Origin of the sequence: Flagellimonas ulvae (genome assembly GCF_049333175.1) — a bacterium.
GTDB lineage: Bacteria > Bacteroidota > Bacteroidia > Flavobacteriales > Flavobacteriaceae > Flagellimonas.
In genome coordinates, this window is record NZ_CP186325.1 from 2011375 (window position 1) to 2037560 (window position 26186).

General features: G+C 40.6%; 15 protein-coding genes, 1 tRNA gene and 1 pseudogene. 5 read left to right on the top strand and 12 right to left on the bottom strand.

The features are described from left to right. The first annotated feature begins 84 nt into the window (after window positions 1-84). The 3 genes from ACOKFD_RS09295 to pbpC all read left to right on the top strand — a co-directional run bounded on the left by ACOKFD_RS09295 (window position 85) and on the right by pbpC (window position 8369). Entirely contained in the window at window positions 85-5646 is a 5562-nt protein-coding gene (locus ACOKFD_RS09295) for an alpha-2-macroglobulin family protein (protein ID WP_422860959.1), read from the top strand. An 89-nt stretch (window positions 5647-5735) separates the two neighbouring features. Continuing rightward, the gene (locus tag ACOKFD_RS09300) at window positions 5736-5957 is read left to right on the top strand and encodes a hypothetical protein (protein ID WP_298997426.1); all 222 of its coding nucleotides are present in this window, start codon (window positions 5736-5738) and stop codon (window positions 5955-5957) included. A 42-nt stretch (window positions 5958-5999) separates the two neighbouring features. Further along, the gene (gene pbpC / locus ACOKFD_RS09305; RefSeq protein WP_422860960.1) at window positions 6000-8369 is read left to right on the top strand and encodes a penicillin-binding protein 1C; all 2370 of its coding nucleotides are present in this window, start codon (window positions 6000-6002) and stop codon (window positions 8367-8369) included. A 2-nt stretch (window positions 8370-8371) separates the two neighbouring features. On the opposite strand, the gene der is transcribed toward pbpC, so the two are convergent. Next, the gene (gene der, locus ACOKFD_RS09310; RefSeq protein WP_422860961.1) at window positions 8372-9673 is read right to left on the bottom strand and encodes a ribosome biogenesis GTPase Der; all 1302 of its coding nucleotides are present in this window, start codon (window positions 9671-9673) and stop codon (window positions 8372-8374) included. 74 nt (window positions 9674-9747) lie between these two features. Between der and ACOKFD_RS09315 the strand changes: the two genes are divergently transcribed. Beyond that, window positions 9748-10251, top strand: coding sequence for a GTP-binding protein (locus ACOKFD_RS09315; protein ID WP_422860962.1), 504 nt, complete (start codon window positions 9748-9750; stop codon window positions 10249-10251). Window positions 10252-10325: 74 nt separating this feature from the next. Here ACOKFD_RS09315 and ACOKFD_RS09320 read toward each other — a convergent pair whose 3' ends face one another. From ACOKFD_RS09320 to ACOKFD_RS09330, 3 genes are all read right to left on the bottom strand, one after another. Next, window positions 10326-11873 carry a choice-of-anchor I family protein gene (locus tag ACOKFD_RS09320; RefSeq protein WP_422860963.1) on the bottom strand — a complete coding sequence of 516 codons (1548 nt, stop codon included), beginning with the start codon at window positions 11871-11873 and terminating at the stop codon, window positions 10326-10328. A gap of 75 nt (window positions 11874-11948) precedes the next feature. Continuing rightward, entirely contained in the window at window positions 11949-12827 is an 879-nt protein-coding gene (gene era / locus ACOKFD_RS09325) for a GTPase Era (RefSeq protein ID WP_298997395.1), read from the bottom strand. Further along, complete coding sequence (locus ACOKFD_RS09330; protein ID WP_422860964.1) at window positions 12820-14202, bottom strand: alanine/glycine:cation symporter family protein; 1383 nt, start codon at window positions 14200-14202, stop codon at window positions 12820-12822. Before ACOKFD_RS09330 ends, era begins: the two co-directional genes overlap by 8 nt. Window positions 14203-14379: 177 nt before the next feature. On the opposite strand from ACOKFD_RS09330, the gene ACOKFD_RS09335 reads away from it, so the two are divergent. Continuing rightward, window positions 14380-14452 (top strand) — tRNA-Met (locus tag ACOKFD_RS09335). 49 nt (window positions 14453-14501) lie between these two features. On the opposite strand, the gene ACOKFD_RS09340 is transcribed toward ACOKFD_RS09335, so the two are convergent. The 8 genes and pseudogenes from ACOKFD_RS09340 to ACOKFD_RS09375 form a co-directional block, all read right to left on the bottom strand. After that, entirely contained in the window at window positions 14502-15212 is a 711-nt protein-coding gene (locus tag ACOKFD_RS09340) for a gluconate 2-dehydrogenase subunit 3 family protein (RefSeq protein ID WP_422860965.1), read from the bottom strand. Between the two features lie 2 nt (window positions 15213-15214). Beyond that, window positions 15215-16939: pseudogene (locus tag ACOKFD_RS09345) on the bottom strand (GMC family oxidoreductase). A 92-nt stretch (window positions 16940-17031) separates the two neighbouring features. Then, window positions 17032-17214 (bottom strand): CPXCG motif-containing cysteine-rich protein, encoded by a 183-nt coding sequence (locus ACOKFD_RS09350; protein WP_422860966.1) that lies wholly within the window; start codon window positions 17212-17214, stop codon window positions 17032-17034. A gap of 12 nt (window positions 17215-17226) precedes the next feature. Continuing rightward, window positions 17227-18618 carry a TolC family protein gene (locus ACOKFD_RS09355; protein ID WP_422860967.1) on the bottom strand — a complete coding sequence of 464 codons (1392 nt, stop codon included), beginning with the start codon at window positions 18616-18618 and terminating at the stop codon, window positions 17227-17229. After that, a complete protein-coding gene (locus ACOKFD_RS09360; protein ID WP_422860968.1) occupies window positions 18615-21902 on the bottom strand; it encodes an efflux RND transporter permease subunit in 3288 nt (1095 codons plus the stop codon). The genes ACOKFD_RS09355 and ACOKFD_RS09360 overlap by 4 nt, the downstream gene beginning before the upstream one ends. Then, window positions 21899-23035 carry an HlyD family efflux transporter periplasmic adaptor subunit gene (locus tag ACOKFD_RS09365; protein ID WP_298997385.1) on the bottom strand — a complete coding sequence of 379 codons (1137 nt, stop codon included), beginning with the start codon at window positions 23033-23035 and terminating at the stop codon, window positions 21899-21901. The genes ACOKFD_RS09360 and ACOKFD_RS09365 overlap by 4 nt, the downstream gene beginning before the upstream one ends. Before the next feature lie 153 nt (window positions 23036-23188). Continuing rightward, window positions 23189-24073 carry a leucine-rich repeat domain-containing protein gene (locus tag ACOKFD_RS09370; RefSeq protein ID WP_422860969.1) on the bottom strand — a complete coding sequence of 295 codons (885 nt, stop codon included), beginning with the start codon at window positions 24071-24073 and terminating at the stop codon, window positions 23189-23191. A gap of 137 nt (window positions 24074-24210) precedes the next feature. Beyond that, window positions 24211-26124: an ABC-F family ATP-binding cassette domain-containing protein gene (locus ACOKFD_RS09375; protein ID WP_298997382.1), complete on the bottom strand. Its 1914-nt coding sequence runs from the start codon at window positions 26122-26124 to the stop codon at window positions 24211-24213. Window positions 26125-26186: the final 62 nt, after the last annotated feature.

Here is a 26186-nt window from a genome sequence, read left to right on the forward strand (position 1 = left end):
ATCCCTGAAATCAGGGAGCCCCAACATCCTTTTTTGAGCTATCTTGTCCGTGGTTAAATCATCATTTTAATTAAAACCGTAGGTATGTCTCGCTTTCTTAGAATTTTCCTTTTCTCCATTTTAGTCATTTCGTTTTCTTGCAAGAAAAAAGCTCCTGCATCAGAAACCGACAACCTATTTAAGTTCAAAGACTATGTTAGTTCCCACACCCATGGTCTCCAGAGCATCTCTACACCAATTTCAATACTATTGGCAAAACAGTTGGACCAATTTGAACTTACACAAGAACTGCCTAAGGAATACTTGAAAATCACTCCTAAAATTGAAGGACAACTCTCCATTGAAAACGGAAGAGAACTAACATTTCAGCCTTCAGAATATCTAAAACCCAATACGGAATATGTGGTAAGCCTTGCATTGAACAAGCTTTTTGATGGTATTGATAGTGAATTCAAGAATTACACCTTTAGTTTTAAGACCATAACCCCCAATTTCAGCATTAATCTGAGCAATTTACAATCTTATAGCAAAGAGTGGCAGTATCTCTCAGGTACTTTAAGTGCTTCTGATTTACTCGAAGCCTCAAAAATAAATTCTGTACTCAGCGTAAAACAGGGAGAAAAACAGCTTACTGTTAAATGGGAGAAAGCCGATACAAATGCGAGGTATTTCAGTTTTAAAATTGATAGCATTTCCAGAAGAACGGAAGATTCGGAATTGCAGATACGTTGGAACGGAAAAGACTTAGGAATAGATAACTCTGGTGGGGAAACTTTTACAGTCCCCGGCCTTAATAAGTTTGTAGTGGTAGATGCCAAAACAACATCTGCCCCGAATGCTGCGCTAACATTAAATTTTTCAGAACCCTTAAAACAAAATCAGAACCTGAACGGTTTGGTAACCATTGAAAATGCTGAAAGCCTCAGATACGAAATAGATGGTAATCTACTTAAAGTATACCCTACCAACCGGATACTGGGAGAAGTTAGGGTCAATGTTTTTGAAGGTATAAAAAGTGAATATGGTTTTACTTTAAAGAATACATTTTCTGAATTGGTTTCCTTTGAGCAGTTGAAGCCTAATGTGCGACTTATATCCAAAGGCACTATTCTGCCCAATGCCTCTTCAACGCCTATCTATTTCGAAACTGTAAACTTATCCGCAGTGGAAGTACGGGTTATTCAAGTTTATGAGGATAACATGCTCCAGTTTCTTCAAGGCAATAATTTGACATCCAGTTACAACCCAGATTTAAGGTCCGTGGGAAGACGAGTGGCATACAAGGTAATACCACTTTCAGAAAACAACAGCGAAAACACAAGCTATTGGAAAGCCCATGCGCTCGACATTTCTGAGCTCATAAAAATCAATCCTGGGTCTTTATATAGGGTTGAATTCAGTTTCAAAAAAGAACATACCACATACGACTGCGATAACCTATCCTCAGAGGAAAACCCAGATGTGCTGGCAGACAATCAATCAACGCAAAGCACTGAAAGTCTGGAGGAACGCTATTGGGACAACGAAATCTATTACTGGAGAAACTACGATTACAATTGGGAGGAACGCGACAATCCCTGCCATTCGGCATATTACAATGAAAATAGAATTGCCACCACCAATCTTTTGGGAAGCGATTTAGGTCTAATCGTAAAAAAGGGAAGCAATAGATCGTATCATTTTGCTGCCACCGATTTACTTACCACCAACCCAGAAGCGAACGTGACGATAAAACTGTATAACTACCAACAACAATTATTGGGGGAAATTTCTACCGATGCTTCCGGATTTGGAATCTATGACGGAGACAAAAATGTAGCCTTCGCCGTGGCACAAAAAGACAACAACTATGCCTATGCCAAATTAGCTGATGGTAATTCCCTTTCCATGAGCAAATTTGATGTTTCAGGGGAAAGCATTCAAAACGGACTCCAAGGTTTTGTTTATACCGAACGAGGAGTGCACAGACCAGGCGATACTATCCACTTGACTTTTGTAATGGATGATAAAGGCAATCCCATACCAGATGACCATCCTGTTACTTTGGAAGTGAGTGATGCCCGTGGCAAATTAGTACAGCGAAATACCCTTCAAAATGGTTCACTGCCCATTGCAGACGGTCTTTATGCTAAAAACGAAGGTGATTTCTACTATTTCCCCATCCCAACAAAACCGGAAGCCCCAACAGGAACTTGGAATGCCAAGATTATAGTGGGCGGAGCAGAATACAACAAAAGCTTAAAGATAGCCACCATAAAACCCAATCGTCTAAAGGTTAACTTTTCTTTTGAAGAAGAGGTATTGAAAGCCAATGAACGAAGTAATGGAAAGGTCGCCGTTCAATGGTTGCACGGTGCCCCTGCCCGGAATCTTAAGGTGGATATCAACGCTAAAATCAGCAGCACATCAAATGCTTTTCCAAAATTCAATACCTATAATTTCCAAGACCCTGTTCGCACCTTTTCCGATACCGAAGAGCAGTTCATCTCTTCCCAATTGGATGGTAATGGACAGCTGAACATCAATAAGAAAATTACAGCCAACCGCAAAGCACCTGGAATGCTTCAAGCTACTTTTACTACCAAGGTATTTGAAGGAGGTGGGGATTTTTCCATAGATGTTTTTTCCAAAAAATTGGCCCCGTTCTCACATTTTGTGGGATTGCGTTCGCCCAAAGCCAAACGCTATGGTTCTTACTTAACTGACGAGAATACAACCTTCGATGTGGTTAGTGTAAATCCAGAAGGCAAAACGGTAGGAAACAGAAGACTTAAAGTACAGATTTTCAAGATTGAATGGCGCTGGTGGTGGAATCGGGGATATGATAATCTATCCCGATACGAAAATGCTACAGTACATCGTCCGTTCCAAGAACAATCCATCAGAACTGGCTCTGACGGAAAGGGCAATTTTAAAATCAATATTCCAGATGACGAAGGAGGTCGATTCCTCATCCGCGTGATTGATGAGGACTCAGGTCACGCCACAGGACGAACAGCTTATTTCTATAGGAATTGGTGGAAAAGGCCAGCATCGGGAGATACCGAAAGCTCCAAAATTCTAGTCTTCTCTGCCGATAAAGAGAATTATACTCTTGGCGAAGAAGCTGTGGTTACTTTTCCATCTGACCGAGGTGGACGCGCCCTATTGAGTATTGAAAATGGGACCGAGGTATTGTCCCAGCAATGGATAGAGACCTCAGCCCAGGAAACTCAGGCTCGAATTCCCATCTCTTCTGAAATGGCCCCGAATGTATATATCCACATTTCCTTGTTGCAACCACATGGGCAAGTCAAAAATGACCTCCCTATTCGATTATATGGGGTTGTTCCCGTAACTGTGGAGGACCCTGCAACCCATTTAAAGCCTAAGTTGGAAATGCCATCGGTATTAAAACCAGAAAAATCGTTTGAAGTTAAAGTTTCCGAAAGCAATCGCAAAGCAATGACCTATTCATTGGCCATTGTGGATGAAGGTCTTTTGGATTTGACGCGATTCCGAACACCGGATATTCATAGTGCCTTTTATGCTAGACAGGCCTTAGGCGTAAAAACCTTTGATATTTTCGATGATGTTATGGGCGCATATTCCATAAGTGTGGACAATATTTATGCTATTGGAGGTGGTGGTTTTGCTGAAGGTGCAAAGAACAGAAAGGCGCAGCGTTTTAAACCAGTCGTGAATTATCTGGGACCCTTTACCCTCAAACCTGGAGAAAAAGCCTCTCACACCATTAATATGCCAAACTACGTAGGCTCGGTTCGTACCATGCTTATTGCAGGTGACGCCAACAGTGCCTATGGAAAGACCGAACAGACAACTCCGGTACGCAAACCACTGATGGTACTTACATCATTACCTAGAAAACTATCGCCTGGAGAGAAAGTGACTATTCCAGTCACCGTATTTGCCATGGAAAAAAAGGTAAAAAACGTGAAGGTATCCATTGAAACGGATAAGGCTCTTGAGCCATTGGGACCAACTTCTAAAACTATCTCTTTTGATGCAGTGGGAGAACAGATTGTAACCTTTGATTTTAAGGTAAACCCCTCTAAATCTTTTCAAACCATAAAGGTAAATGCTACGGGGGCTAGTGAAAAAGCTACAGACGAAATTGAAATTGATGTGGAAAATCCAAATCCTATCACAACCCGAAGCCAATTGTACACCGTTAATGGAACACAAACACAATCCATTCCTTTGGAAGTTTTTGGGACTTCAGGAACCAATTCAGCCACCTTAGAGTTTTCAACTTTACCTCCAATGGATTTTTCCAAGCGCATGGAGTATTTGGTTCGCTACCCTCATGGTTGTGTTGAGCAAACTACTTCCTCTGCTTTTCCCCAGTTGTTCCTGTCTGATGTTTTGGATATCACCTTTGACACCAAAAAAGACATCGAAAAGAACATAAAAGCTACTATCAAAAGACTAAGTAATTTTCAAACATCAAATGGTGGTTTGAGTTATTGGCCAGGATATCGAGACGCAGATGACTGGGGCACCTCGTATGCCGGTCATTTTATGTTGGAAGCCAAACAGAAAGGTTATCGCCTGCCACTAACTTTCTTAAGTAATTGGTTGCGTTATCAAAAGCAAAGGGCTAGACAATGGAGCAATCAACAAACATCGTATAATGATGATTTGACCCAGGCCTATCGCTTGTATACTTTGGCCTTGGCACAACAACCTGAACTTGCTGCCATGAACCGTCTTCGCGAAACCAGAAACCTAAGCAACGAAGCCAAGTGGAGATTGGCCGCCACCTATGCCTTGGCCGGCAAAAACCAAGTTGCCAAAGACTTGGCTCAAACGGCCAATATCAATTTTGTATCTAACAATTACGATTACAGAACCTATGGTTCGGTGTTCAGAAATCGAGCCATGGCATTGGAAACCATGACGATAATAGGTGATTCCCAGCAAAGAGAACTGGCAATTTCACTGGCCAAAAACTTATCTTCCCAACGTTGGTACAGCACCCAAGAGACTGCTTACGCCCTATTGGCCATGGCTAAAATGGTTTCGAAAAATGGTGGTAAAGCTGTTCATCTAGCCTATACGTATAATGGAAAAGAAGTTGAAGTAAAAACGGATAGGGCCATTGCCCAACGTGCGCTTACAATTTCATCGGCAAGCGCAAATATTGAAGTAAAGAACATGCAAAGTAACACACTTTATGTAACTCTTGTACAAAGCGGAAAATTACCTGTTGGGCAAGAACTGGCAGAACAACAGAATTTAAGACTATCTATAGCCTATTTAGATGCTATTGGAAATTCCATTGATGTAACCCAGTTAAGACAAGGCACCGAATTGGAAGCAAAAATCACAGTATTTAATTCGAGTAATGATTACATTGATAATATTGCTTTGACACAAATTGTTCCAAGTGGTTGGGAAATTGTAGATACTTCCTATGCGGGTACAACCAATACAAATTCCAGTAAGGCAGATTACATAGATGTTAGAGATGACCGTACCCATTTCTATTTTGATTTGGGCTCAAAAAAGTCAAAGACTTTCTCGGTAAAACTAAATGCATCCTATTTGGGAGATTATTATTTGCCCGGGTCACAAGTTGAGGCCATGTACGACAACACGTATTATGCGCGAAATAAAGGAAAGTGGATTTCAGTGGTACAATAAAATCAACAAGCAAGGTTAAACAATGGCGTTAATCTTTCATAATTTCTTTAGAAGGTTCATGAAGTTTTGTAATTTTTCAAAAAAACGGTATGAAAATTTCAGTAATGGGTTTAGTGGCCTTCACCACTTTGGTTTTAGTAACCTTAGTCATCATGGCAAGTATGAATTTCCCTTTCAATTGGGTGTTTTATGTAACCATTTTTGGACAAGGTTTGGTCGTGTTTTTAGTGTATCGGGTGCTTACAGAAGATTACCACACGGACAAAACTTTTGAGCACTTTTATGAAGACTATCCCATGGACCAAGACTAGTAAGAATAACCCTTTTTCAAGGCGAATCAAGTCATCTTGGTAATGAAAAGGGCATGGTACATACAACAATTTGTACTTCAAAACCGAATAAAACTGTTTGGTTTTTTGATACTTTTCTTTGTTTGGCTGTTCTGTTTGCCCAAAAATCTGTTTAAAGAACCTACCTCTACTGTTGTGACCAGTTCCGAGGGGTTTTTATTGGGAGCTCGAATTGCAGATGACGGTCAATGGCGTTTTCCCCAAGTGGATTCTATCCCAAATCGATTCAAACAAAGCGTTTTGCTTTTTGAAGATGAATACTTCTACAGCCATCCTGGATTTAATCCTGTTTCCATCTTCAATGCCCTGGTCCATAACCTCACTAAAGATACCAGAAGAGGTGGGAGCACCATCACCCAACAAGTCATTCGGCTAAGCCGAAAAAATACAAGACGAACCTATTTTGAAAAAGCAGTTGAGCTTTTAATGGCCACGCGTTTGGAGTTCCGACATTCCAAAGATGAAATTTTGAAGCTGTATGCCTCAAATACACCCTACGGCGGAAATGTGGTGGGGCTAGAAACTGCCTCATGGCGTTATTTTGGTATTCCTTCCCATGAACTGAGCTGGGGGCAAGCAGCAACTCTAGCGGTTTTACCCAATGCACCTTCGTTAATTTTTCCAGGTAGAAATGAATCCCGTTTGTTACAGAAAAGAAACCGCTTGCTGAAAAAGTTATGGGAGAAAAATCATATGGACCAAACCACTTATCAACTTGCCATTGCGGAACCTCTACCTAAAAAACCCCTACAACTTCCCAATAGCACCCCTCATCTTACGGAACGAATAAAGCAAGAGCATCCAGGGCAACACATACAAACCTCTGTAAACATGCATTTACAACAGCAGGTGAATGTTTTGGCAGAAAATCATCATAACCGACTTAAAGGCAATGAAATCTATAACCTATCCATTTTGATATTGGATGTTGAAACCCGTCAGGTGCTTTGTTATGTTGGCAATGCTCCCACCAACAAAGATCATGGTAATTATGTGGATATCATCTCAAAAAACCGAAGCACTGGAAGCACTTTAAAACCCTTTTTATTCGCCTCACTCATGCACGAGGGTCAATTATTGCCCAATACTTTAGTGGAAGATGTTCCAACGGTAATTAACGGCTACCATCCAAAAAACTTCAATAAAAAGCATATAGGAGCCGTATCCGCCAGTAGAGCGCTTTCTCGTTCGCTCAATGTTCCTGCGGTTCGTCTGTTACGTTCATATGGACTTCAAAAATTTTATAACAAGTTGAAAAAGATGAATCTGCACTCTTTGGACAAACCTTCATCACATTATGGACTTTCCCTCATTTTAGGCGGTGCCGAAAGCTCTTTGTGGGATATTACCAAGACCTATGCATCAGCAGCTTCAACCCTCAACCATTTTGTATCGAACTCAAGCACGTATCGAACCGAGGAATTTTCTGAACCTACTTATTTGTTGGACCGTTCGGCTTCTTTTGGAAATCTGCAACGGGAAGCCCCCATTTTGGATGCAGGCGCCATTTATCACACGTTCAAATCCTTACGAGAAGTAAATAGACCAGAGGGAGCTGAAAATTGGCAGTTTTTTGATTCATCACAACCTATAGCTTGGAAAACGGGGACTAGTTTTGGATTTAAAGATGCCTGGGCCGTAGGGGTTACTCCAAAATACGCCATAGGCGTATGGGCAGGTAATGCGGATGGGGAAGGAAGACCTGGGCTAACAGGTATTGAAGCTGCGGCACCTATCCTATTTGATGTTTTGGACCTGTTACCTGATAGTGGCTGGTTTCAAGAACCTTTTGATGAACTAAAGGCCATTACCATTTGCAAAAAAAGCGGTTCCATTGCTTCGGTCTTTTGTGAAAATACTGAAGAGCAATTACTCCCAAAAAATGGTTTGAAAAGTAAATCATGCCCCTATCATCAACAGCATTTTTTCAATGTTGCTGGAACATTCCGTGTAAACTCCGAGTGTTATCCTTTGGAAGAAATGGTAAGTAAAACTTGGTTTGTCTTGCCTCCGTTGATGGAATATTATTATGCTTCGGCAAACCCAAATTACAAAGCTTTACCACCATATGCCATTGAATGCAATTCTGAAGAAAGCCAACGTATGGCCTTTATTTACCCCAAACCTAATGAAGCCATTTTAGTCCCCAAAGATTTAGGGAATAATGCTACTGAGGTCATATTCAAATTGGCACATCAACAGGAAGAAACTAGAGTACATTGGTATTTGGACAGAACCTATGTGGGTTCTACAGAAGACTTCCACGAGCTGATATTGAATGTTCAAGCTGGAGAATATCTTCTCTCCGCTATGGATGACTCTGGAAATCGAATTCAACAAAAAGTGAGCATTAAACCTGCTTCCGGAAGCTAGACTTACTTTTTCCGCATAAAAATAGTCATTGGCACCCCTGAAAAATCAAAGTTCTCCCTAAGCTTGTTTTCCAAGAAACGTTTATATGGATCACAAACATATTGAGGCAAATTGCAGAAAAAAGCAAATTGTGGATAAGGGGTAGGCAGTTGGGTACAGAATTTAATCTTTACATATTTGCCCTTATAACCCGGAGGTGGTGTATGCTCAATAATGGGCAACATAACATCGTTCAGCTTACGAGTAGGGATTTTCTTAGAACGATTTTTATAGACATCAACCGCAGTTTCTATGGCTTTATAAATACGCTGCTTGGTCAGTACCGATATGAAAAGAATGGGCACATCCGTAAAAGGCTCCATTTGCTTTTTGATTTTTTCTTGATAGTCACGGACGGAGTTGGTTTCCTTTTCCATCAAATCCCACTTATTGACCAGAACCACAATGCCCTTATTGTTACGTTGCGCCAGCCAGAAAATATTTTGAACTTGACCATCAAAACCTCGGGTAGCATCCAAAACCAATAAACATACATCGCAGTGTTCAATGGCCCTTACAGAACGCATTACGGAATAGAATTCCAGGTCTTCCTTAACTTTTGCTTTTCTTCGAATCCCAGCGGTATCCACCAAATTAAATTCAAATCCAAAGCGATTGTATTTGGTATCAATGCTATCCCTTGTAGTTCCAGCAATATCGGTAACAATGTAACGGTCCTCGCCTATCAATGCATTAATAAAAGATGATTTTCCCGCGTTAGGTCTTCCCACCACGGCAAACCTTGGAAGCTCATCTTCCTCTTCCTCACTTTCCGGTAAAACCTCAACCAAGGCATCCAATAGTTCTCCAGTACCGCTTCCGTTGATGCTTGAAAGCGGATAATACTCACCAAGTCCCAAAGAATAGAATTCAACAGCATCGGCAGAGCGTTGGGCATTGTCCACTTTGTTTACCGCTAAGAAAACTGGCTTATTTACTTTTCTTAGAAGTCGGGCAACCTCCTCATCCATTCCGGTGACCCCAGATTCTACATCTACCATAAAAATGATGGCATCCGCTTCATCAATGGCCAATTCCACCTGCTTGTCAATTTCCTTTTCAAAAACGTCATCACTTCCAACTACATAACCGCCTGTGTCAATTATGGAAAATTCCTTGCCGTTCCAGTCACTCTTCCCGTAATGACGATCACGAGTTACGCCACTTACCGCATCAACAATAGCCTCTCTTCTTTGAATCAATCGATTAAAAAAAGTGGATTTTCCAACATTTGGTCTACCTACAACAGCTACAATGGCTCCCATGCGTTTCTATTTTCGGCAAAAATACCATTATTTATAAAGAAAAAATGGTACCTTTTTCTACATGCCTTTGGAATATGAGCAACCTAACCAATGACATAGTACTTCGCCCGCGATTTAAAATTGACTTGGCCACTGATTTGGAACTGTTAAAAAAGAATTTTGACAGGTCTTCTGAGCCTCCTTTTGTACTGAAACGTTTGGATGAACACATCTATCTTCGATTTAGAAAGGAGCATACCAATTTTTGGACACCTCAACTTCATTTAGAACTCACATCTTTTGAAGACAATAAAAGTACCATTCATGGGGTGTTTGGACCCAACCCTACCCTATGGACCTTTTTTATGTTCCTTCATTTTGGCATAGGCACCTTATTTGTAATTCTAGGTATTTTTGCCTACTCAAAACATTCGTTGGGCGACGATATTACCTTATGGATTGTTGGGATGTTTTTCTTGGTCGTGTTATGGTTTGCTCTCTACGTTCTTGGAAGGTTTGGAAAATCACAAGGCAAGGGTCAAATGAAGCAACTTAGGACTTTTCTTGAAGACCTGATACAGAATTTTCCACGATCTTAAGAAATAAAAAAGGCGCAAAAAACAAGTCTCGCGCCTTCTTACAAGTAGGTATAATTTATGTTGAAGAAACTAGTCTAGTTGTTTTCATAAATGGTCACTGTACCGCTTACCTCATTGCTCACAACCAACAAATCCTTTCCAGTAGGGCTATCTTCCGCGGCAATAGGAAGAACTCCTTCGGGTCCTACATCACCATCGGTAGCCAATATTTGAATGAATTCGGGAAAACTTGGATTTGAAATATCATAAACCAAAACCTGATTATTACGTTCCAAGCCTACAAACAGAATTTGACGCTCTCCAATTTGAAGGATGCTTACCGCTTCGGGTTCGGCACCTTTGTCATCACTTCGATTATCACCTCCGTTAAATGCGTCGGGCGTTAATTGCAAGGTAATTTCTGCAATATCATTTCCGCTGTCATACACCAGCTGACCTTGTCCAGACCATATGCTAAAGGACCTTGCACCATAGTTATAGAGTTGGTCAAAATCCCCATCTCCGTCGGTATCACCCAATGTGGTAGTTGATTGCAATCTTCCCAAATTCTCATCTAGTTGCAATGTTTCGGCATCAGGAAAAACGGTTTCATCGAAAATCAAGTCTGCCATCCGCTCTTCTTCGGAAAAACCATCATAATCTCGCGCATCACCCTCATTGGCGGTAACTACATAATCCATTCCATTAACACTGTAATAGGCAATAGCATCAGGTTGGTAGATTCCAAAAACAGGAACACTTCTCAATTCTGTTCTCCCATCCTCGTTACTAGGGTCAATTTCATTTCCTGCCAAAGAGTAATCTTTGAATCCTAAAGGAATAATACTTTCAATTTGCATAGTTGACAAGTTCACAACGGCAACCCCGTTGTTTTCTTGAAGGGTAACCCATGCCTTTGTACCATCATTAGAAATAGTCAAAAACTCTGGTTCAACATCCGCAGCTAGGTCCGCACCTGGCCCAAAAACCCTAAAACCTCTGACTTCCAATTCCTCTTCTTGACTATTGAACCCCTCAAAACCCAAGGTAGTCACTTCCATGGAAGATAACTTTACAATGCTGACGCTACCGACAGGATCAATGGTATAATCATCATTGGGTTCACCTTCATTTGCCGTTAATGCATATTCCCCATTGGGAGTAAAGGTCACCATATCAGGTAATACACCTACTTGCACAATACCTATTTCATTTAATGTGGTCGTATCAAAAAACTCCACAAAGCCATTTTCTTGTCCGTTTGGAGAACTTACGGCGACGGCAAGCATTCCATCGCTTACAGCAACACTATTTGGTGAGCCAGGGATAGGACAGTTTATAGAGCCGATACGTGATGGTGCGTTAATATCCGAAATATCAAAAACAGTAACCTCATCCAAAGCGCCGTTGGTCACAAACAATCTTTCCGTATGGGGATCATAAGCTGAGATTTCAGCAGAATCCTCACCATCTACAGGAAAGGTATTTATAGAACTGAAATCTACTGTCGCAATTACAGGAGTATCGTCTATAGGTTGATCATCATCAGAACCTCCATCGCCTAGAAAGTCGTCGATTTTTTCGCAAGAAAAGCAGGTTAAAATTAAAAATGTGGGGAGTAGCAGTCTAAAGTAATTCTTCATTTTGTTTGGTTTAAATTTCCTTGGAAGGTCTAAACCGAACATAAAGTAATAGTTATTCAAACACTAAAAAAAGCTTTAGTTATTGTAACCAAAACGTTTCAATTGCCTTGAATTACTGCGCCAATTTTTATTTACCTTAACATAGAGCTCAATATGGACCTGTTTTCCAAAAAACTTCTCTAGGTCTTTTCTGGATTCCACTCCAACTTTTTTAAGGGCACTCCCCTTATGGCCAATGATAATTCCCTTCTGAGTATCACGTTCCACCATAATTACGGAACGAATCCTGATGATTTTATCATCCTCCAAAAACTCTTCTGTTTCCACCTCAACCGAGTATGGGATTTCCTTTTTATAATGCAGCAAGATTTTTTCGCGAATGGTTTCGTTCACAAAAAAACGCTCTGGTTTATCGGTAAGTTGGTCTTTGGGATAATACGCAGGTCCTTCTGGCAATAACTCCAAAATACGATTGAATACTTCTTTTACATTAAAATTTTCCAATGCAGAAATAGGGAATATTTCTACTCTGGGGAGCAAACCTTGCCAGTATTGTATCTGCTCTTCCAAATGGGTCTGGTCTGAAGTATCAATCTTATTTAATAATAAAAGAACCGGGATTTGGCTATTTGAAATTTTTTGAAAGAAGTTCTCATCTTTAAGCCCTTTTTCCCCAATCTCAACCATATAAATCAGCACATCGGCATCCTCAAACGCAGATTTTACAAAATCCATCATGGAAGATTGTAATTCGTATGCTGGTTTAATGATTCCCGGAGTATCTGAAAAAATTACTTGAAAATCATCGCCATTGACAATTCCAAAAATCCGATGTCGCGTGGTTTGGGCCTTTGAAGTAATGATGGAGAGCTTCTCCCCCACCATAGCGTTCATAAAGGTTGATTTCCCAACATTGGGATTGCCAATAATATTTACAAATCCTGATTTATGCACGTTGTTCTTTCATTTTAGTAAAATATGTTTTTGCCGCTTGATTCACCCTGGGGGCTAATAACAAAACGGCAATCATGTTTGGAATCACCATTAGCGCATAAGAAAGGTCAATTAGGTTTTTAACCACTTCCAATGAAGCAATAGCAGCAAATACAATCATAATCACAAAATAGATATTATATAGCTTACCTATTTTGGCGTTGGTCAAAAAGGAAAGGCTCTTTACCCCATAATAAGAATAGGTGAACAGTGTAGAAAGGGCAAAAGCAGAAACGATAATCATAAGTAAATCATCTCCAAAACTTCCCAAAGTAGCCCTAAATGCCTGCAATGTCATTACAATCCCACTAGTATCCTCCAAGTAAGCACCACTTAAAATGATGACTACCGCGGTAAAGGTACAAACCAAAATCGTATCAATAAAGGGCCCGAGCATAGCTACCAGGCCTTCTCGAATGGGCTCGTCATTTTTGGATTGCCCATGATACATTGGAGCACTACCTAATCCCGCTTCATTGGAAAACATGGCACGCCGCACTCCAATAATCACCAAACCCCAAAAACCTCCTGTAACAATGGTTTTAAAATTCCACGCTTCTGAAAGGATCAATTTTAATGCAGGAAGTACTTGGGTAGCATTCATAGCCATTACCACAACAACTGCAATTAGATAGACAGCAACCATGAATGGCACAATGGCCGTAGCTACTTTGGCAATGTTCTTTAACCCTCCAAAAATCACAAATGATGAAATAATAGCTAGTACAACTCCTATGGTCAATTTCCAATTGAACAAGGGGTCAGTTTCTGTTCCTCCCAAAGCCATCAGGGTTTCTTCCGGAACTACCACACTCATAAAGGTCTCTGTAAACTGATTTGCAGTAAATACGCCCAGAAAACCAAACAGACCTGCAATACTAAAAAAGATGGCCAGAGGTTTTGCCTTTTTTCCCAAGCCCTTGGTTATATAAAACATGGGGCCTCCCTGCATTTTTCCATCCGAATCTTCTCCCCGAAACATTATAGATAGGCTACATGAATAGAACTTGATGCACATGCCTATCAGCGCAGTCATCCAAATCCAAAAAACCACTCCTGGACCTCCATCATGAATGGCTATGGCAACTCCCGAGATGTTCCCAAGTCCAACCGTAGCAGCAACTGCGGCAGATAGCGCTTGAAGCGAACTAACATCTCCTTTTGCTTTTTTATCATCATATTTTCCGGTTGTGATTGCAATGGCATGGCCAAAAAATCGATACGGTAATCCTTTAGAATATAGTACCAAAAAAAGGCCCCCGCCAATCAGTAAGATAAACATGGGCCATTCGGTTGCAGATATGGCGTTTACCAAAAAATCATTGAGTTGCTCCATAATTCGAAGATATACAATTCAAATCAAGACTTACAACCTCATAAGGAATATCAAAGATGCTTCGACTTCGCTCAGCATTAGTTCGACCTTTTGATTTGAATTCGCTTAGCTTTTCAAATCAAGGTCTCACTAATTTGGAAATATGTTTAAAAGAGTTGTATATTTGCCGTCCTATATCGCGGGGTAGAGCAGTAGGTAGCTCGTCGGGCTCATAACCCGAAGGTCGCTGGTTCGAGTCCAGTCCCCGCTACTAAAAAAAGGTTCACATATAAACTGTGAACCTTTTTTAATTAAGTCATTCAAGTAATGAGATTCCCATCATCATCCCATTCAGCAATGATACCTCGTTTGCTTTGATCTATACATTTGGCCAACCATTCCTCCTCATAGGCAACGCCATGTTGTTCTAGCACATCTTCTGGGACACCATTCCAAACATTGGGCATGTTTCCTTTATACCCCAATTCTTCAATACCCATTTTAGAGGTATAAAAGCCCGTTATTGTCAAATCACGTACCATAGAGAAGAAATTGACTTCAAAAGGACGCTCTTCTATTGGAATATCTGGATCATAATAGGCTACTGAATCCAAAATGGATTTCTGCTGATCTTCTGTGCATGATTTAAACTCCAGTCCAAATTCTGTATTACACTTATGGTCCAGCCACATTAATCCTCCTCGAAAATCTGTTTGAAAGGGTATGTGATCCTTCACCATAAATTCTATAAAATCTACAACCTTTGCATCAGATGCACCTTTGAACTGGTCACTGGGTGGTAGAATTAAGTCGCAGAGCACTGTTAGAGTTTCTCGTTCATGTGCATTGAAAAACTCCTCACCCTGAATTTCGTTGATGATTTCATTCTCTAGAGGAGTCCGCCAGGCTACATTCTCAGGTTCCTTGGTAGCAATTTCTGGATTTTTCGTACCTGGTTTACACCCATTGGCCACCAAACCTGTAGCCACAGAACCTAGCACAATCGATTTAATACTTTTCCTTCTATCCATGATTATAGATTTTGTTTTTTCAATTGGTCTACTATGTATTCAGAAGCCCTCCAAGACAGCGCCATAATGGTCCATGTACAATTTTTATCTGCCTGGGATACAAAAGGTCCAGCATCAACTACAAAAACATTATCTATGTCGTGTAGTTGTTGGAACTTATTGGTCACTGAGGTTTTGGCATTATCTCCCATACGGGTAGTGCCCACTTCATGGATAATACGGCCTGGGGTTTGTAATCCATAATCCTGATCCTTTCCTGGCTTATCACCTAAAAGTTCACCTCCCATATTGGTCAAAATTTCTTCAAAAGTATTATGGGCGTGCCTGGCCTGATTTCGTTCTAAATCTGACCATTTATAATGAAAGCGTAAAACAGGAATACCCCACTCATCCACTGTCGAAGGGTCTATCTCGCAATAGTTGTCTTTACGAGAGATCGACTCGCCCCGAGATGATACTCCAACCACTGCTCCCCAATATTTTTTTACATCACTTCGTAACATATCTCCATATCCCCCTACCTTGGTTCCAAAGAATTTATTGAAGGCATTCACATCGAAGCCAAAACCATAATTTGGCATACCCATACCTCCCCAGATCTCTAAATGATACCCTCTAGGGAAATCAAGTTTGGAATTATCCCCCCACCAGGGTGAATAGACATGCATTCCGCCAACCCCATCTTCGTTGTATGAAGCTTTGCGGTTCATTAGCCCAGGTATAAACGCGGCTCTGTCCGCACCTGTAGAATCATGCAAATATTTCCCTACATGGTCGCTACTATTTCCCAAACCATTAGGATGTTGGGTACTTTTGGAATTTAGAAGTATTCTTGCCGTACTGCATGCCGAGGCACCCAGAATAACCACTTTGCTTCTTAACTTGTATTCTTTTCTATCTTCCTTGTTGATATAAGAAACCCCTGTGGCCCTTCCTTCTCCATCCACAGTTACTTCACGGACCATACAATTGACAAACAAGTCCACTTGTCCTCTACTCTTTTGGGCTGGAAAAATCAAACAGCTACCAGCAGAGAAATCAGCATAGACACTACACGCTCGACTACATTGACCACAGTAAAAACATACGCCACGTTCTTTATTGATTTTTTTGGTCAACATTGACATTCTGGATGGGTAAACCGGAATGTTGGATTTTCTAGCTCCCTGAATGTAAAAAAGTTCATGCAACCTAGGCTTTGGGGGTGGAAGAAAAAAACCATCAGGGTCATTGGGAAGTCCTTCATTGGTGCCAAAAACACCAATCAGTTTATCCAAGCGGTCATAATAGGGTTTGATATCCTCGTAACTAATTGGCCAGTTTTCTCCATACCCATCTACATCTTTATGCTTGAAGTCTTTTGGGCCAAAACGAAGGGAAATTCAACCCCAGTGATTGGTACGTCCACCCAACATATGAGACCGAAACCAATCGAATTTGGTACCATCCTTATGCGTGTAGGGTTCACCTTCAATGTCCCAACCGCCATAGGCAGCATCAAAGTCACCAAATGGCCTGAATTGTGTACTTGCCCCTCTACGTTCAGATTCCCAAGGCCATTTTAATTGGGTTTTTTGTTTTGGGTCGGCAGGGTCGAAAAAAGGTCCGGCCTCAACAACGGCAACTTTTAAACCTGCATCGGCAAGTACCTTGGTTGCCATGCCACCTCCAGCTCCCGATCCTACAATAATGGCATCGTAAACGGTAGCATTTTCAATTATCTGCATTCCTAGAAGTATCTTTTTAGTAATTATTGACTTAATCTACTAAAAAGTTATAGGATACTGAATTTTTGTTTGTTTAAATTTTTGAACAAATACTATTGACCAAGGACGGAAGGTTCGAAAAATGTCAATTCATCATATTGAAACTTGCAATTAACCTCAATAGGGTTGCAGCACACTTCGCAATCCTCAACATAGGTTTGGTTTGAAACGGATGTATCTAATAAAAATGATATTTCTTCCCAACAGTATGGGCACTGGAAAAAGTGTTCCAACATCTTCTTGACAAATTAAATGGAGACGTTCAGCAATTGACCTGTAAGCTGCAATAATTGAAGCTCGGCCAGTTTGGCGTTGTATTTTGCCAAATTCTTACTGGTTTGGGCATTCAATAAGTTGATTTGTGCCTGACGAAGCTCTACTGAAGTGATTTGACCCAACTTATAGCGCTCATTGGAGCGCTTATAGTTATCGGTTGCCGTGGTTACATTTTGTTGTTGCAGTTCAAAAACCTTCAAACGGTTTTGAAAATCTCCTTTTGCATTTGCTATATCGCGCTTTACTTCCAATTCAATTTGCGTTTGAAGCGCATCTTGGGATTCCAACAGGATTTTGGCGTTCCTAACTTGGGTAATTCCACCTCCGCCATCAAAAAGATTCCAGGTCAAGGTTGCGCCAAGACCAAAGTTCCTTCGGTTGTTCACAGTTACCCCAGGGAAGAAAGCACCAGGAGCATTATTATTAAGGTTCCATCCATAAAAGCCTGTAAGACCGATGGTAGGAAGAAAAACCGACTTTGCAGATTGCAGCGTATAGTCATTAATGGCAATATTTGATTTGGCCTGAAGCATCCTGACATTATTTTGCTCTCCTTGTGAGGCAAAATCTTCTAACTGTAATTCGTTGATAAATGTAATGGTCGTATCTACCGCAAACTTTTTTTCCAAATCAGAATTTAGAACAATGTTCAAATCACGCAGCGTATTTTCCAGCAGTTGTCGTTCGTTCATGACATTGATACTATCGTTTACGAGATCAACTTCGGCATTCAAAACATCTAGTTTGTTGACCTGACCAAATTCAAAACTGTAGTTTGCTCGCTGCAGCCGATTTTTGGTATTTTGATACGTCTGCTCAAGCACTGTAATGTTTTCAGAAATCCTGGCAGCTTCAAAATACACACTAAATAACTGAATAATGGTTGTTTCCAAAGTCTCTCTGGCCTGTAAGGAGGATAGGTTGTACTCTTCTTTCAATCTTTTCATGTCGTACCATCTACCCAAACCATCGAACAATACATAATCTGCCGTAATTCTGGCATTATAGCGCTGTGCTTCCGCCTTGTATAAGTCGGCATCTGGGCGTGGAACAGGTTGTCCATCATCATCAATAAGAACATTGCCTTCTCCATCATTTAAGAACTGACCCGGAAATTCAAAAGTAGAATCGTCGCGTTGGTAGTTCGCCCCGGCCGTACCAGTAATACTAGGCAGAAATCCAGAATTAAGAACACTTTTATTGTTCTCGGCGATTTCAACATTGTTTTCCGCGATGAGAATTCCCAAATTATTCTCTAACGTCAGTTTGATAGCCTCTTGCTTGGTAAGCACTTCTTGGGAAAACAAAGAACATGTAAACAAAAATAATACTAAGAGGGTGGGCAGGTAGTTTTTCTGCATCATAATATCTCTTCTAATTCTTCTTGAGATTTGTTTTTAACGGGATTATTATTTGATTGCCCATTTTCTGAGGCAACAACACTTTCAGACAGATACGCCTCTTCATGTTGTTCTTTAATGGCACGCTCTACTTCTTCCCTACTGATTTTGTTTCCAGTTCTCAACCACTTCGTACCTACTTTAACACTATTGCTAAAGGATAAGAAAATAGGAAGCATTACCAGAGTAAGCACGGTTGCAAAGCCAATGCCATAAGCAATGGAAATCGCCATAGGTTTTAAAAACTGGGCTTGACGACTCTTTTCCAACAATAATGGAGCAAGACCAGCAATGGTAGTAACCGAGGTCAAAAATATAGCTCTAAACCTCGACCGGCCCGCTTCGTATAAAGCTTCATCGAAATTCATCCCAAGTCTTAAATTTCCATTGAACTTTCCGATAAGTACCAGGCCATCATTAACCATAATACCTATGAGGGCAATAATACCCAACATGGACAATATGTTTACTGGGAAACCATGAATCCAATGGCCCCATGAAACTGCTGTCAAACTAAATGGAATCAATAACAGCAATAACAAGGGTTGACTAAAGCTTCTAAACGTAAAAGCAATCGTAATGTAGATTAGGAACAAAACAACCAGACCTACAAAGTTCAAAGAATTTGTCAATTTGTTTCGTTCACGGTTTTGCCCTTCGTAGGATGCTGCAACCGTTGGATATTTCGATTGGATTTCGGGCATCACATCATTTCGTATCCAAGCCAACATATCTGGTGCACTGGTATTGTCGGGGTCTTTTAAATCTGCACTAATCCTGATTTCACGTTGACCATCCAAGTGATTGATGGCTACATCACCCCGCTGTATTTTATAATCGGCAATTTCTTTTAAGGGTACCCTAGAGCCTGAAGGGGTAAGAATGCGCATATCATCGAGGTCCGATATCGAAGACCGATTCTCACGATCATATCGTACCCAAACACGTATTTCATCTTGACCTCTTTGAAAGCGTTGCGCTTGTGTGCCAAAGAAACCTGAACGCACTTGGGTCATGACATTTCGCAAATCCAAGCCCAATAAATAGGCGTTATCCTTAAGTTCCAATTGAATTTCCTTGATACCTGCAGGGTCGTTATCCGCAACATCCTTTAATAAAGAATTACTGACCATGGCCCCTTTTAATTCAGTTTTGGCTGCTTTAAGTTCTTCAATATTATTCCCCAATAGAGAAACCGAAACGGGGTCCCCACCAAAGTTTCCTCCCGAACCATAAATCAGACTTTCCACTCCGAATACTGGGCCAACCAATTCGCGCAACCTACTGGTAACCAAATCGGCTCGTATAGCATCGGGGCGTTCTTCCCCAGGAAGCAGATTAATTACCAGAGTAGCGGCTGATGAACCCGGCCCAACATTTTTAATCATGTTCTCAAAAAGTTCTTTTTCGGAACCTTTCAAGTATTCATCGGTGAGCTCTTGGTTCACAATTGCTGCTTTTTCTTGAATCAAACTTATGATAGAATCGGTCACCTTTTCATTGGTTCCGTTGGGCATCAAAAGCTCTACGGCAACCCGGTCACTTGCAATTCTTGGAAAGAATGCTGTACGGATTATTCCGCCACCAATGGAGCCAAAGGTGAGAAACAGTGCCAGTACAAAGAAGGAAAAGGTTAACATCTTATACTCCAAAGCAAAATGCAAGACAGGGCTATACAATTTATCGCGCATCCATGCCATGGCTTTATCACCCATTTTGTTGATGACACGTAACTGTGAGAATACTTTGGCAATTCCCGTTTTTGGAGCACTACTTTGCTTTCGTAATGCTTTGGAATGGGCTAAGTGAGCGGGAAGTATAATCAATGCCTCGACCAATGAGACCACTAATGTTAAGATGACTATCACGGAAACTTCTCCGAAGAAATCCCCAATCCTACCATCCAAGAAAAGGAAAATAGAAAATGCCAGGATTGTGGTTATAATAGCTGAAACTATGGGAGGAATCACTTCCAGAGTACCATCAATTGCAGCCTGAATGGGCTTTTTACCCTTTTCATAGTGTTGATAAATATTTTCAGCAATTACAATCCCATCATCTACCAATATACCAATGACGATGATCATTCCGAAAAGTGAGAGCACATTGATCGTTACGTTCAGCATAGGGGCAAATACAAACATGCCCAAGAAAGCCACAGGCAAACCGAAGGCGACCCAAAAGGCCAAACGCGTATTGAGAAAGAGACTGAGAAAAATCAGTACTAGAATCATTCCCATAATGGCGTTCTCAGTCAACAATTGGGTTCGTTGCGTTAAAGTGGTCGATAGGTCACTTACCACATTTAATTGTACATTATTATATTTCTCATTGAATTCTGCAATATATTCTTTTACCCTTTTGGCAGAACCAATTAAGTCTTCAGTATTTGTGCTGGTTATGGTAACATTTACGGCAAGGTCTCCATTGTAGTAAGAAGCATTGGGTGTTTCGGAGAAACGATCGCGAACTTCAGCGACATCCTTGAGTCGAATGGTACGACCTGAAACATCACCTCTGACAACAACATTAGAGAGTTCCTTTCCATAATATGACCGGTTGTTGGCCCGAATCAAGTATTCCTCAGCATCGGTCTTAATATTGCCCCCCGTGACCAATAGATTGGCATTTGCTACTGCTTGCGCAACTTCATTAAAGGAAACATTATAGGCCAATAAACTGTTCTCATTGACCGCAATTTCAATTTCTTCTTCAGGATATCCGGAAATGGCAATTTGGGAGATTCCATCTATTGCCCTAAGGTCGTTTTCAACTTGTCTCCCTATTTGCTTAAGGGTCGCTAACGAAATATTTTCCCCACTTACTGCAAAGCTGATGGTCTGACGTACAGCATCTAACTTGGAAACAACCAAAGGTTCCATTCCGGTTGGGAACGTGGGTACCCTATCAACCGCATTTTTTACCTCCAAGAGCATGAAATCTATGTCATACCCTTTTTCAATTTCAACATTAATAGAACCTGAATTCTCTGAAGAGGTTGAAGTCACCCGGTCTACCCCTTCCAAACCTTTAAGGTTATCCTCTATTTTGAGAACAATCCCTTCCTCAATTTCTTGGGGAGATGCGCCAGGATAAGTAATGTTAATCAATACATTTTTTGATTCGGTAAGTGGAAAAAATGAAGATTTTAGCGAAAGTGCGCCTACGATACCGAAAATGAAAAACGAAATGATAATGACATTTACGGCAACATGATATTTAATAAAGTATGAAATTACCTTTTTCATTTTGCCACAGTTTCATTGTTAGGTGCCCCAAAAACTTTGACCAACATACCAGCATAGCCCCCAGAAACAGGTCTGGAAACTATGGTCTCACCATCCGGAACATTTTTTAAAACCACCTTTTTATCTGTAAAGTACACTGGGTTTACGTCAATGATGTCCAAAATGGTATCACGGACAACGAATATTTTATCATTCTCCAATAGAAGCGACCTGTCTATCTCAATAGCCACTTCTTCGGTTCTGGCATTAAGGTTGGCCTCTAAATATTGACCCTCCTTTAAGTTATCACCTTTCACCTCAATAAATACGGTTATAGTCTGTGTGGTCTGGTCCACGCGCCCATTGACTCGGATTACCTTTCCTTCGTACTGTTGGGTCTTATCCAAATTGGTTAAGCTCACCGCTTTACCAACCCTTAGAAAATCAGCATATGTTTTAGGTACGGCAACCTCAAGCTCATACGTTCCGGTTTCTATGAATTCTCCTAATTTCTGTCCTGCGCGAACAAGAGAACCTTCTGTGACCAATGCCTCAGTCAGTACACCTGAAAATGGAGCTGCAATACCATATTTTGCCAATCGCTGTTCTAAGTTTTTGACGTTGTAGTAATTGGTATAAATACCCCTTCCAGTGATAAAATATTTTTCTTTCTCAGAGGTAACCTCAGGAAGTGGAGGAGTTGATTTTTCCAAATCAAAACTCATCAAGTATTCTTGCCACTTTGCAAAATGTTCAGGGTAGTCCAATTGCAAATCTGGCATTATTGAAGTTACCAAGTTGAACAGGTTACTTTTGGCCGATTGTACACTAGCATAATATTCAGAAGCATCAATGCGAATTAGAGTCTGGCCTGAGCGATAAGGCTGCCCAGCTTTGAACGCTTTTGCCCCAGGCCTGAAAACCCCTTGAACCTCAGCGAACAGCTCCACCCGGCGTTTTGCCACAAGGTTGCCATTGGCTGATATGACTATTGGGACTTCCCCGTTAGCAACGGTATCCACGAATACGGTCTTGACCACTTTTTGAGGTCTAGGACGTCTATCTTCTCGGCTATTGACAATAAGTCTTGAGAGAACAAAGGCAATAAAAATAACCGCAATCCCGAGAAGTACAGAAAGAATAGTTTTGCGCATGTAGAGCTGATTAGTTCAGTGCAAATCTATTGTCTTGATAGTGGGGTATTGGTTAAATATTTCATAAATGTTTATGTGTTATGTAAAATCGTGAAACAAAAAATGGGGATACACGCCTGTATCCCCAAACCAAACAAACTAAAGTATAACTAACTACTCATTATCGTTATCATCTTCGAATTTTGTGTCTGCCATGCGCGTGCGTTGCAGTTGTATCTGATTGAATCTTGGTTTTAGACTTTTATCGTCCGTATCAAAAACCAAGAATTGTTTTGTATCCATGGCTCGAATCCCTGTATACGATTCGAATCGGTTGTTTTGGAGCTGAAGTATTTTTAGGTTGCTCAATTGTGCAAATTCCATAGGAATCTCACCACCCAATTGATTATTGGCCAAAACCAATTCTTTCAGTTTTCCCAGATTTCCGAGTTCAGCGGGAATAGCCCCATCCAAACTGTTTTCAAATAGTCCTAGGGCCACTAATTTGGAAAGATTTCCTAAAGACTTCGGTATCGCTCCTTTTAAATTATTGCTGGAAAGGTTTAATTCTTTTAAATCCGTCAGCTCTCCAAACCCTTCTGGTATTTGTCCATTTAAAAAATTATTGAACATAGAAAACACCTGCAATTTTTTGAGTTGTCCTATTTCCTGAGGGATGTTTCCTTTAATCCGGTTCATCTCCAATCTAAGTACTTGTAGATTTTCCAGCTCAACGATCTCCTTTGGCAAAACCCCTGTAATACTATTAAAAGCCAAATTCAAATGTTGCAGATGTCTTAATCTGCCTAAACTGGATGGCAAAGTACCTTCCAAGTTGTTTCTGAAAAGGTTTATTGCTACAACATGATTGTCTTCTATAATAACCCCTTTCCAAGTATCTACAGGAGAGTTTAGGTCCCATGGAGTGCTCCATTTAGTACCATTGGTACTCTCAAAAAGGTCTACTAGCACCTTTTTCTCTTTGGAATTGATTTTATCTTTTGCAAAAACAACGCCTAGGGAAAATAATGTAATAAGGCTGAGTGAGGTTAGTTTCATTCTTGGTTCCTTATTTAGATTTATAAGAATTCACCTACAAATCAAACAAGAAAGAAAAAACCTACAAAAATTAATGTGTGACCTAAGGCAAATCTGTTGTGAAGTACAATAAATCTGTTGTTTGGTAATAAAATTTATTATTGCTTGAGGGTTTCCATATCTTCCGAGAGCGTTTCCCAGTCCCCCATTAACTCTTCTAATAGCTTCTTTTTTCCTTCATAAGAGTCAAAAAAGCCTTCTTTGGCAATCGTTGCATCATAATTCATCAGCAAATCATGATCTATTTCTGCAATTTCCTTTTCCAGAGATGCAATTTTCTTTTCTACCCCACTAAGTTTGTTTTTTAGGGATTTTAATCGTTTTTGAAGCTGATAGTCGTTTTCCTTTGGGCCAGACTTATTTTCGGTCTGTGGTTCATCCTTCCTTTCTATTTTTCGAAAATCTTCAGCTTGTCTCTGCTCCAAGTAAAAATCAATATCACCCAAGTATTCTTTTATACCTCCATCTTTGAACTCATACACCTTGTTACTAAGCCCTTGAAGAAAATCCCTATCGTGTGACACCAAAATCAAGGTTCCTTCAAAACTTTGCAAAGCCTGCTTCAATACATTCTTGGATTTTATATCCAAGTGGTTAGTTGGCTCATCCATGATAAGCACATTGAATGGTTGTAACAGCATTTTAGCCAAAGCCAATCTGTTCCGTTCGCCTCCCGAGAGCACTTTTACGTATTTTTCGACATCATCTCCCCTAAATAGGAAAGAACCCAAGATATCGCGGACCTTACTCCTATTACCTTCATTGGCGGCATCAATCATGGTATCCAAAATGGTCTTATCACCCTCCAAATAATCAGCTTGGTTCTGGGCGAAGTATCCAATTTGAACATTATGCCCCAATTTTACCGAACCCTCATGCTCCAATTCGCCTACAATGATCTTTGCCAATGTTGTCTTTCCTTGTCCATTTTGACCTACAAATGCAGTTTTACTCCCTCGTTCAACCAACAAATCGATATGCTGAAGCACCTGCTTTGGCCCGTAATTTTTGGACAAATCCTCAAGGGTTACTACCACTTTGCCTGGATTAACAGAAACTGGAAACCGAACGGTCATCACACTATGGTCGTCTTCATCCACTTCAATCCGGTCAATTCTGTCCAATTTTTTGATGAGTGACTGTGCCATGGAAGCCTTAGAAGCCTTAGCACGGAACTTTTCAATGAGTCTTTCTGTTTGTTGAATCTGTTTTTCCTGATTTTTCTGCGCGCTCAGCTGTTGTTCACGAATCTCAGACCGCAGGACCAAATATTTTGTGTAGGGTTTATTGTAGTCATAAATCCGTCCCAAAGAAATCTCAATGGTTCTATTGGTAACATTGTCCAAAAACATTTTATCGTGCGATACGATTACAACTGCTCCTGAATAACCCTTTAGAAATTGCTCCAACCAAATTATGGATTCAATATCCAAATGATTCGTGGGCTCATCCAAAAGCAATACATCATTATCTTCCAAGAGTAGTTTAGCCAATTCAATACGCATACGCCAACCGCCGGAAAACGTATCGGTTACTTTAGTAAAGTCTTCGCGCTTGAATCCCAAACCTTGAAGCACCTTTTCGGTTTCTCCTTGGTAATTGTATCCTCCTATGATTTCATAACGATGGGTCACTTCGGTGAGGTCTACCATCAATTGGTTGTACGACTCACTTTCATAATCGGTTCGTTCGGCTAGTTGATGATTAATATGCTCTAACTCAACCTCCAGAGATTTAATTTCTTTGAACGCTTGATAAGCTTCATCCAATACCGTTCTTCCCTGCTCAAAATCAATATCCTGCTTAAGAAAACCTATTTGAGTTCCCTTTTCAATGGCGATGGAACCGGTATCTGGTTCTTGTTCTTTGGATAGCAATCGAAGTAGTGTTGACTTACCAGCTCCGTTCTTGCCTATAAGACCTACACGGTCGCCCGCATTTAAACGGAATGCGATTTCTTCAAAAAGGTATTCTCCCCCAAAAGCGACTGAAAGGTTGTGGACATTAAGCATACTCCTAATAAGAATTCATTATCTTAAAATCAGCTTTTGGTATAATTTTCGGCGGTAACCAT

What these genes read in the sequence shown, in the direction of transcription:
- ACOKFD_RS09295 (WP_422860959.1), top strand. Translation starts at nt 85, where the DNA reads ATGTCTCGCTTTCTTAGAATTTTCCTTTTCTCCATTTTAGTCATTTCG.
- ACOKFD_RS09300 (WP_298997426.1), top strand. Translation starts at nt 5,736, where the DNA reads ATGAAAATTTCAGTAATGGGTTTAGTGGCCTTCACCACTTTGGTTTTA.
- pbpC (WP_422860960.1), top strand. Translation starts at nt 6,000, where the DNA reads ATGAAAAGGGCATGGTACATACAACAATTTGTACTTCAAAACCGAATA.
- der (WP_422860961.1), bottom strand. Translation starts at nt 9,673, where the DNA reads ATGGGAGCCATTGTAGCTGTTGTAGGTAGACCAAATGTTGGAAAATCC.
- ACOKFD_RS09315 (WP_422860962.1), top strand. Translation starts at nt 9,748, where the DNA reads ATGAGCAACCTAACCAATGACATAGTACTTCGCCCGCGATTTAAAATT.
- ACOKFD_RS09320 (WP_422860963.1), bottom strand. Translation starts at nt 11,873, where the DNA reads ATGAAGAATTACTTTAGACTGCTACTCCCCACATTTTTAATTTTAACC.
- ACOKFD_RS09330 (WP_422860964.1), bottom strand. Translation starts at nt 14,202, where the DNA reads ATGGAGCAACTCAATGATTTTTTGGTAAACGCCATATCTGCAACCGAA.
- ACOKFD_RS09340 (WP_422860965.1), bottom strand. Translation starts at nt 15,212, where the DNA reads ATGGATAGAAGGAAAAGTATTAAATCGATTGTGCTAGGTTCTGTGGCT.
- ACOKFD_RS09350 (WP_422860966.1), bottom strand. Translation starts at nt 17,214, where the DNA reads ATGTTGGAACACTTTTTCCAGTGCCCATACTGTTGGGAAGAAATATCA.
- ACOKFD_RS09355 (WP_422860967.1), bottom strand. Translation starts at nt 18,618, where the DNA reads ATGATGCAGAAAAACTACCTGCCCACCCTCTTAGTATTATTTTTGTTT.
- ACOKFD_RS09360 (WP_422860968.1), bottom strand. Translation starts at nt 21,902, where the DNA reads ATGAAAAAGGTAATTTCATACTTTATTAAATATCATGTTGCCGTAAAT.
- ACOKFD_RS09365 (WP_298997385.1), bottom strand. Translation starts at nt 23,035, where the DNA reads ATGCGCAAAACTATTCTTTCTGTACTTCTCGGGATTGCGGTTATTTTT.
- ACOKFD_RS09370 (WP_422860969.1), bottom strand. Translation starts at nt 24,073, where the DNA reads ATGAAACTAACCTCACTCAGCCTTATTACATTATTTTCCCTAGGCGTT.
- ACOKFD_RS09375 (WP_298997382.1), bottom strand. Translation starts at nt 26,124, where the DNA reads ATGCTTAATGTCCACAACCTTTCAGTCGCTTTTGGGGGAGAATACCTT.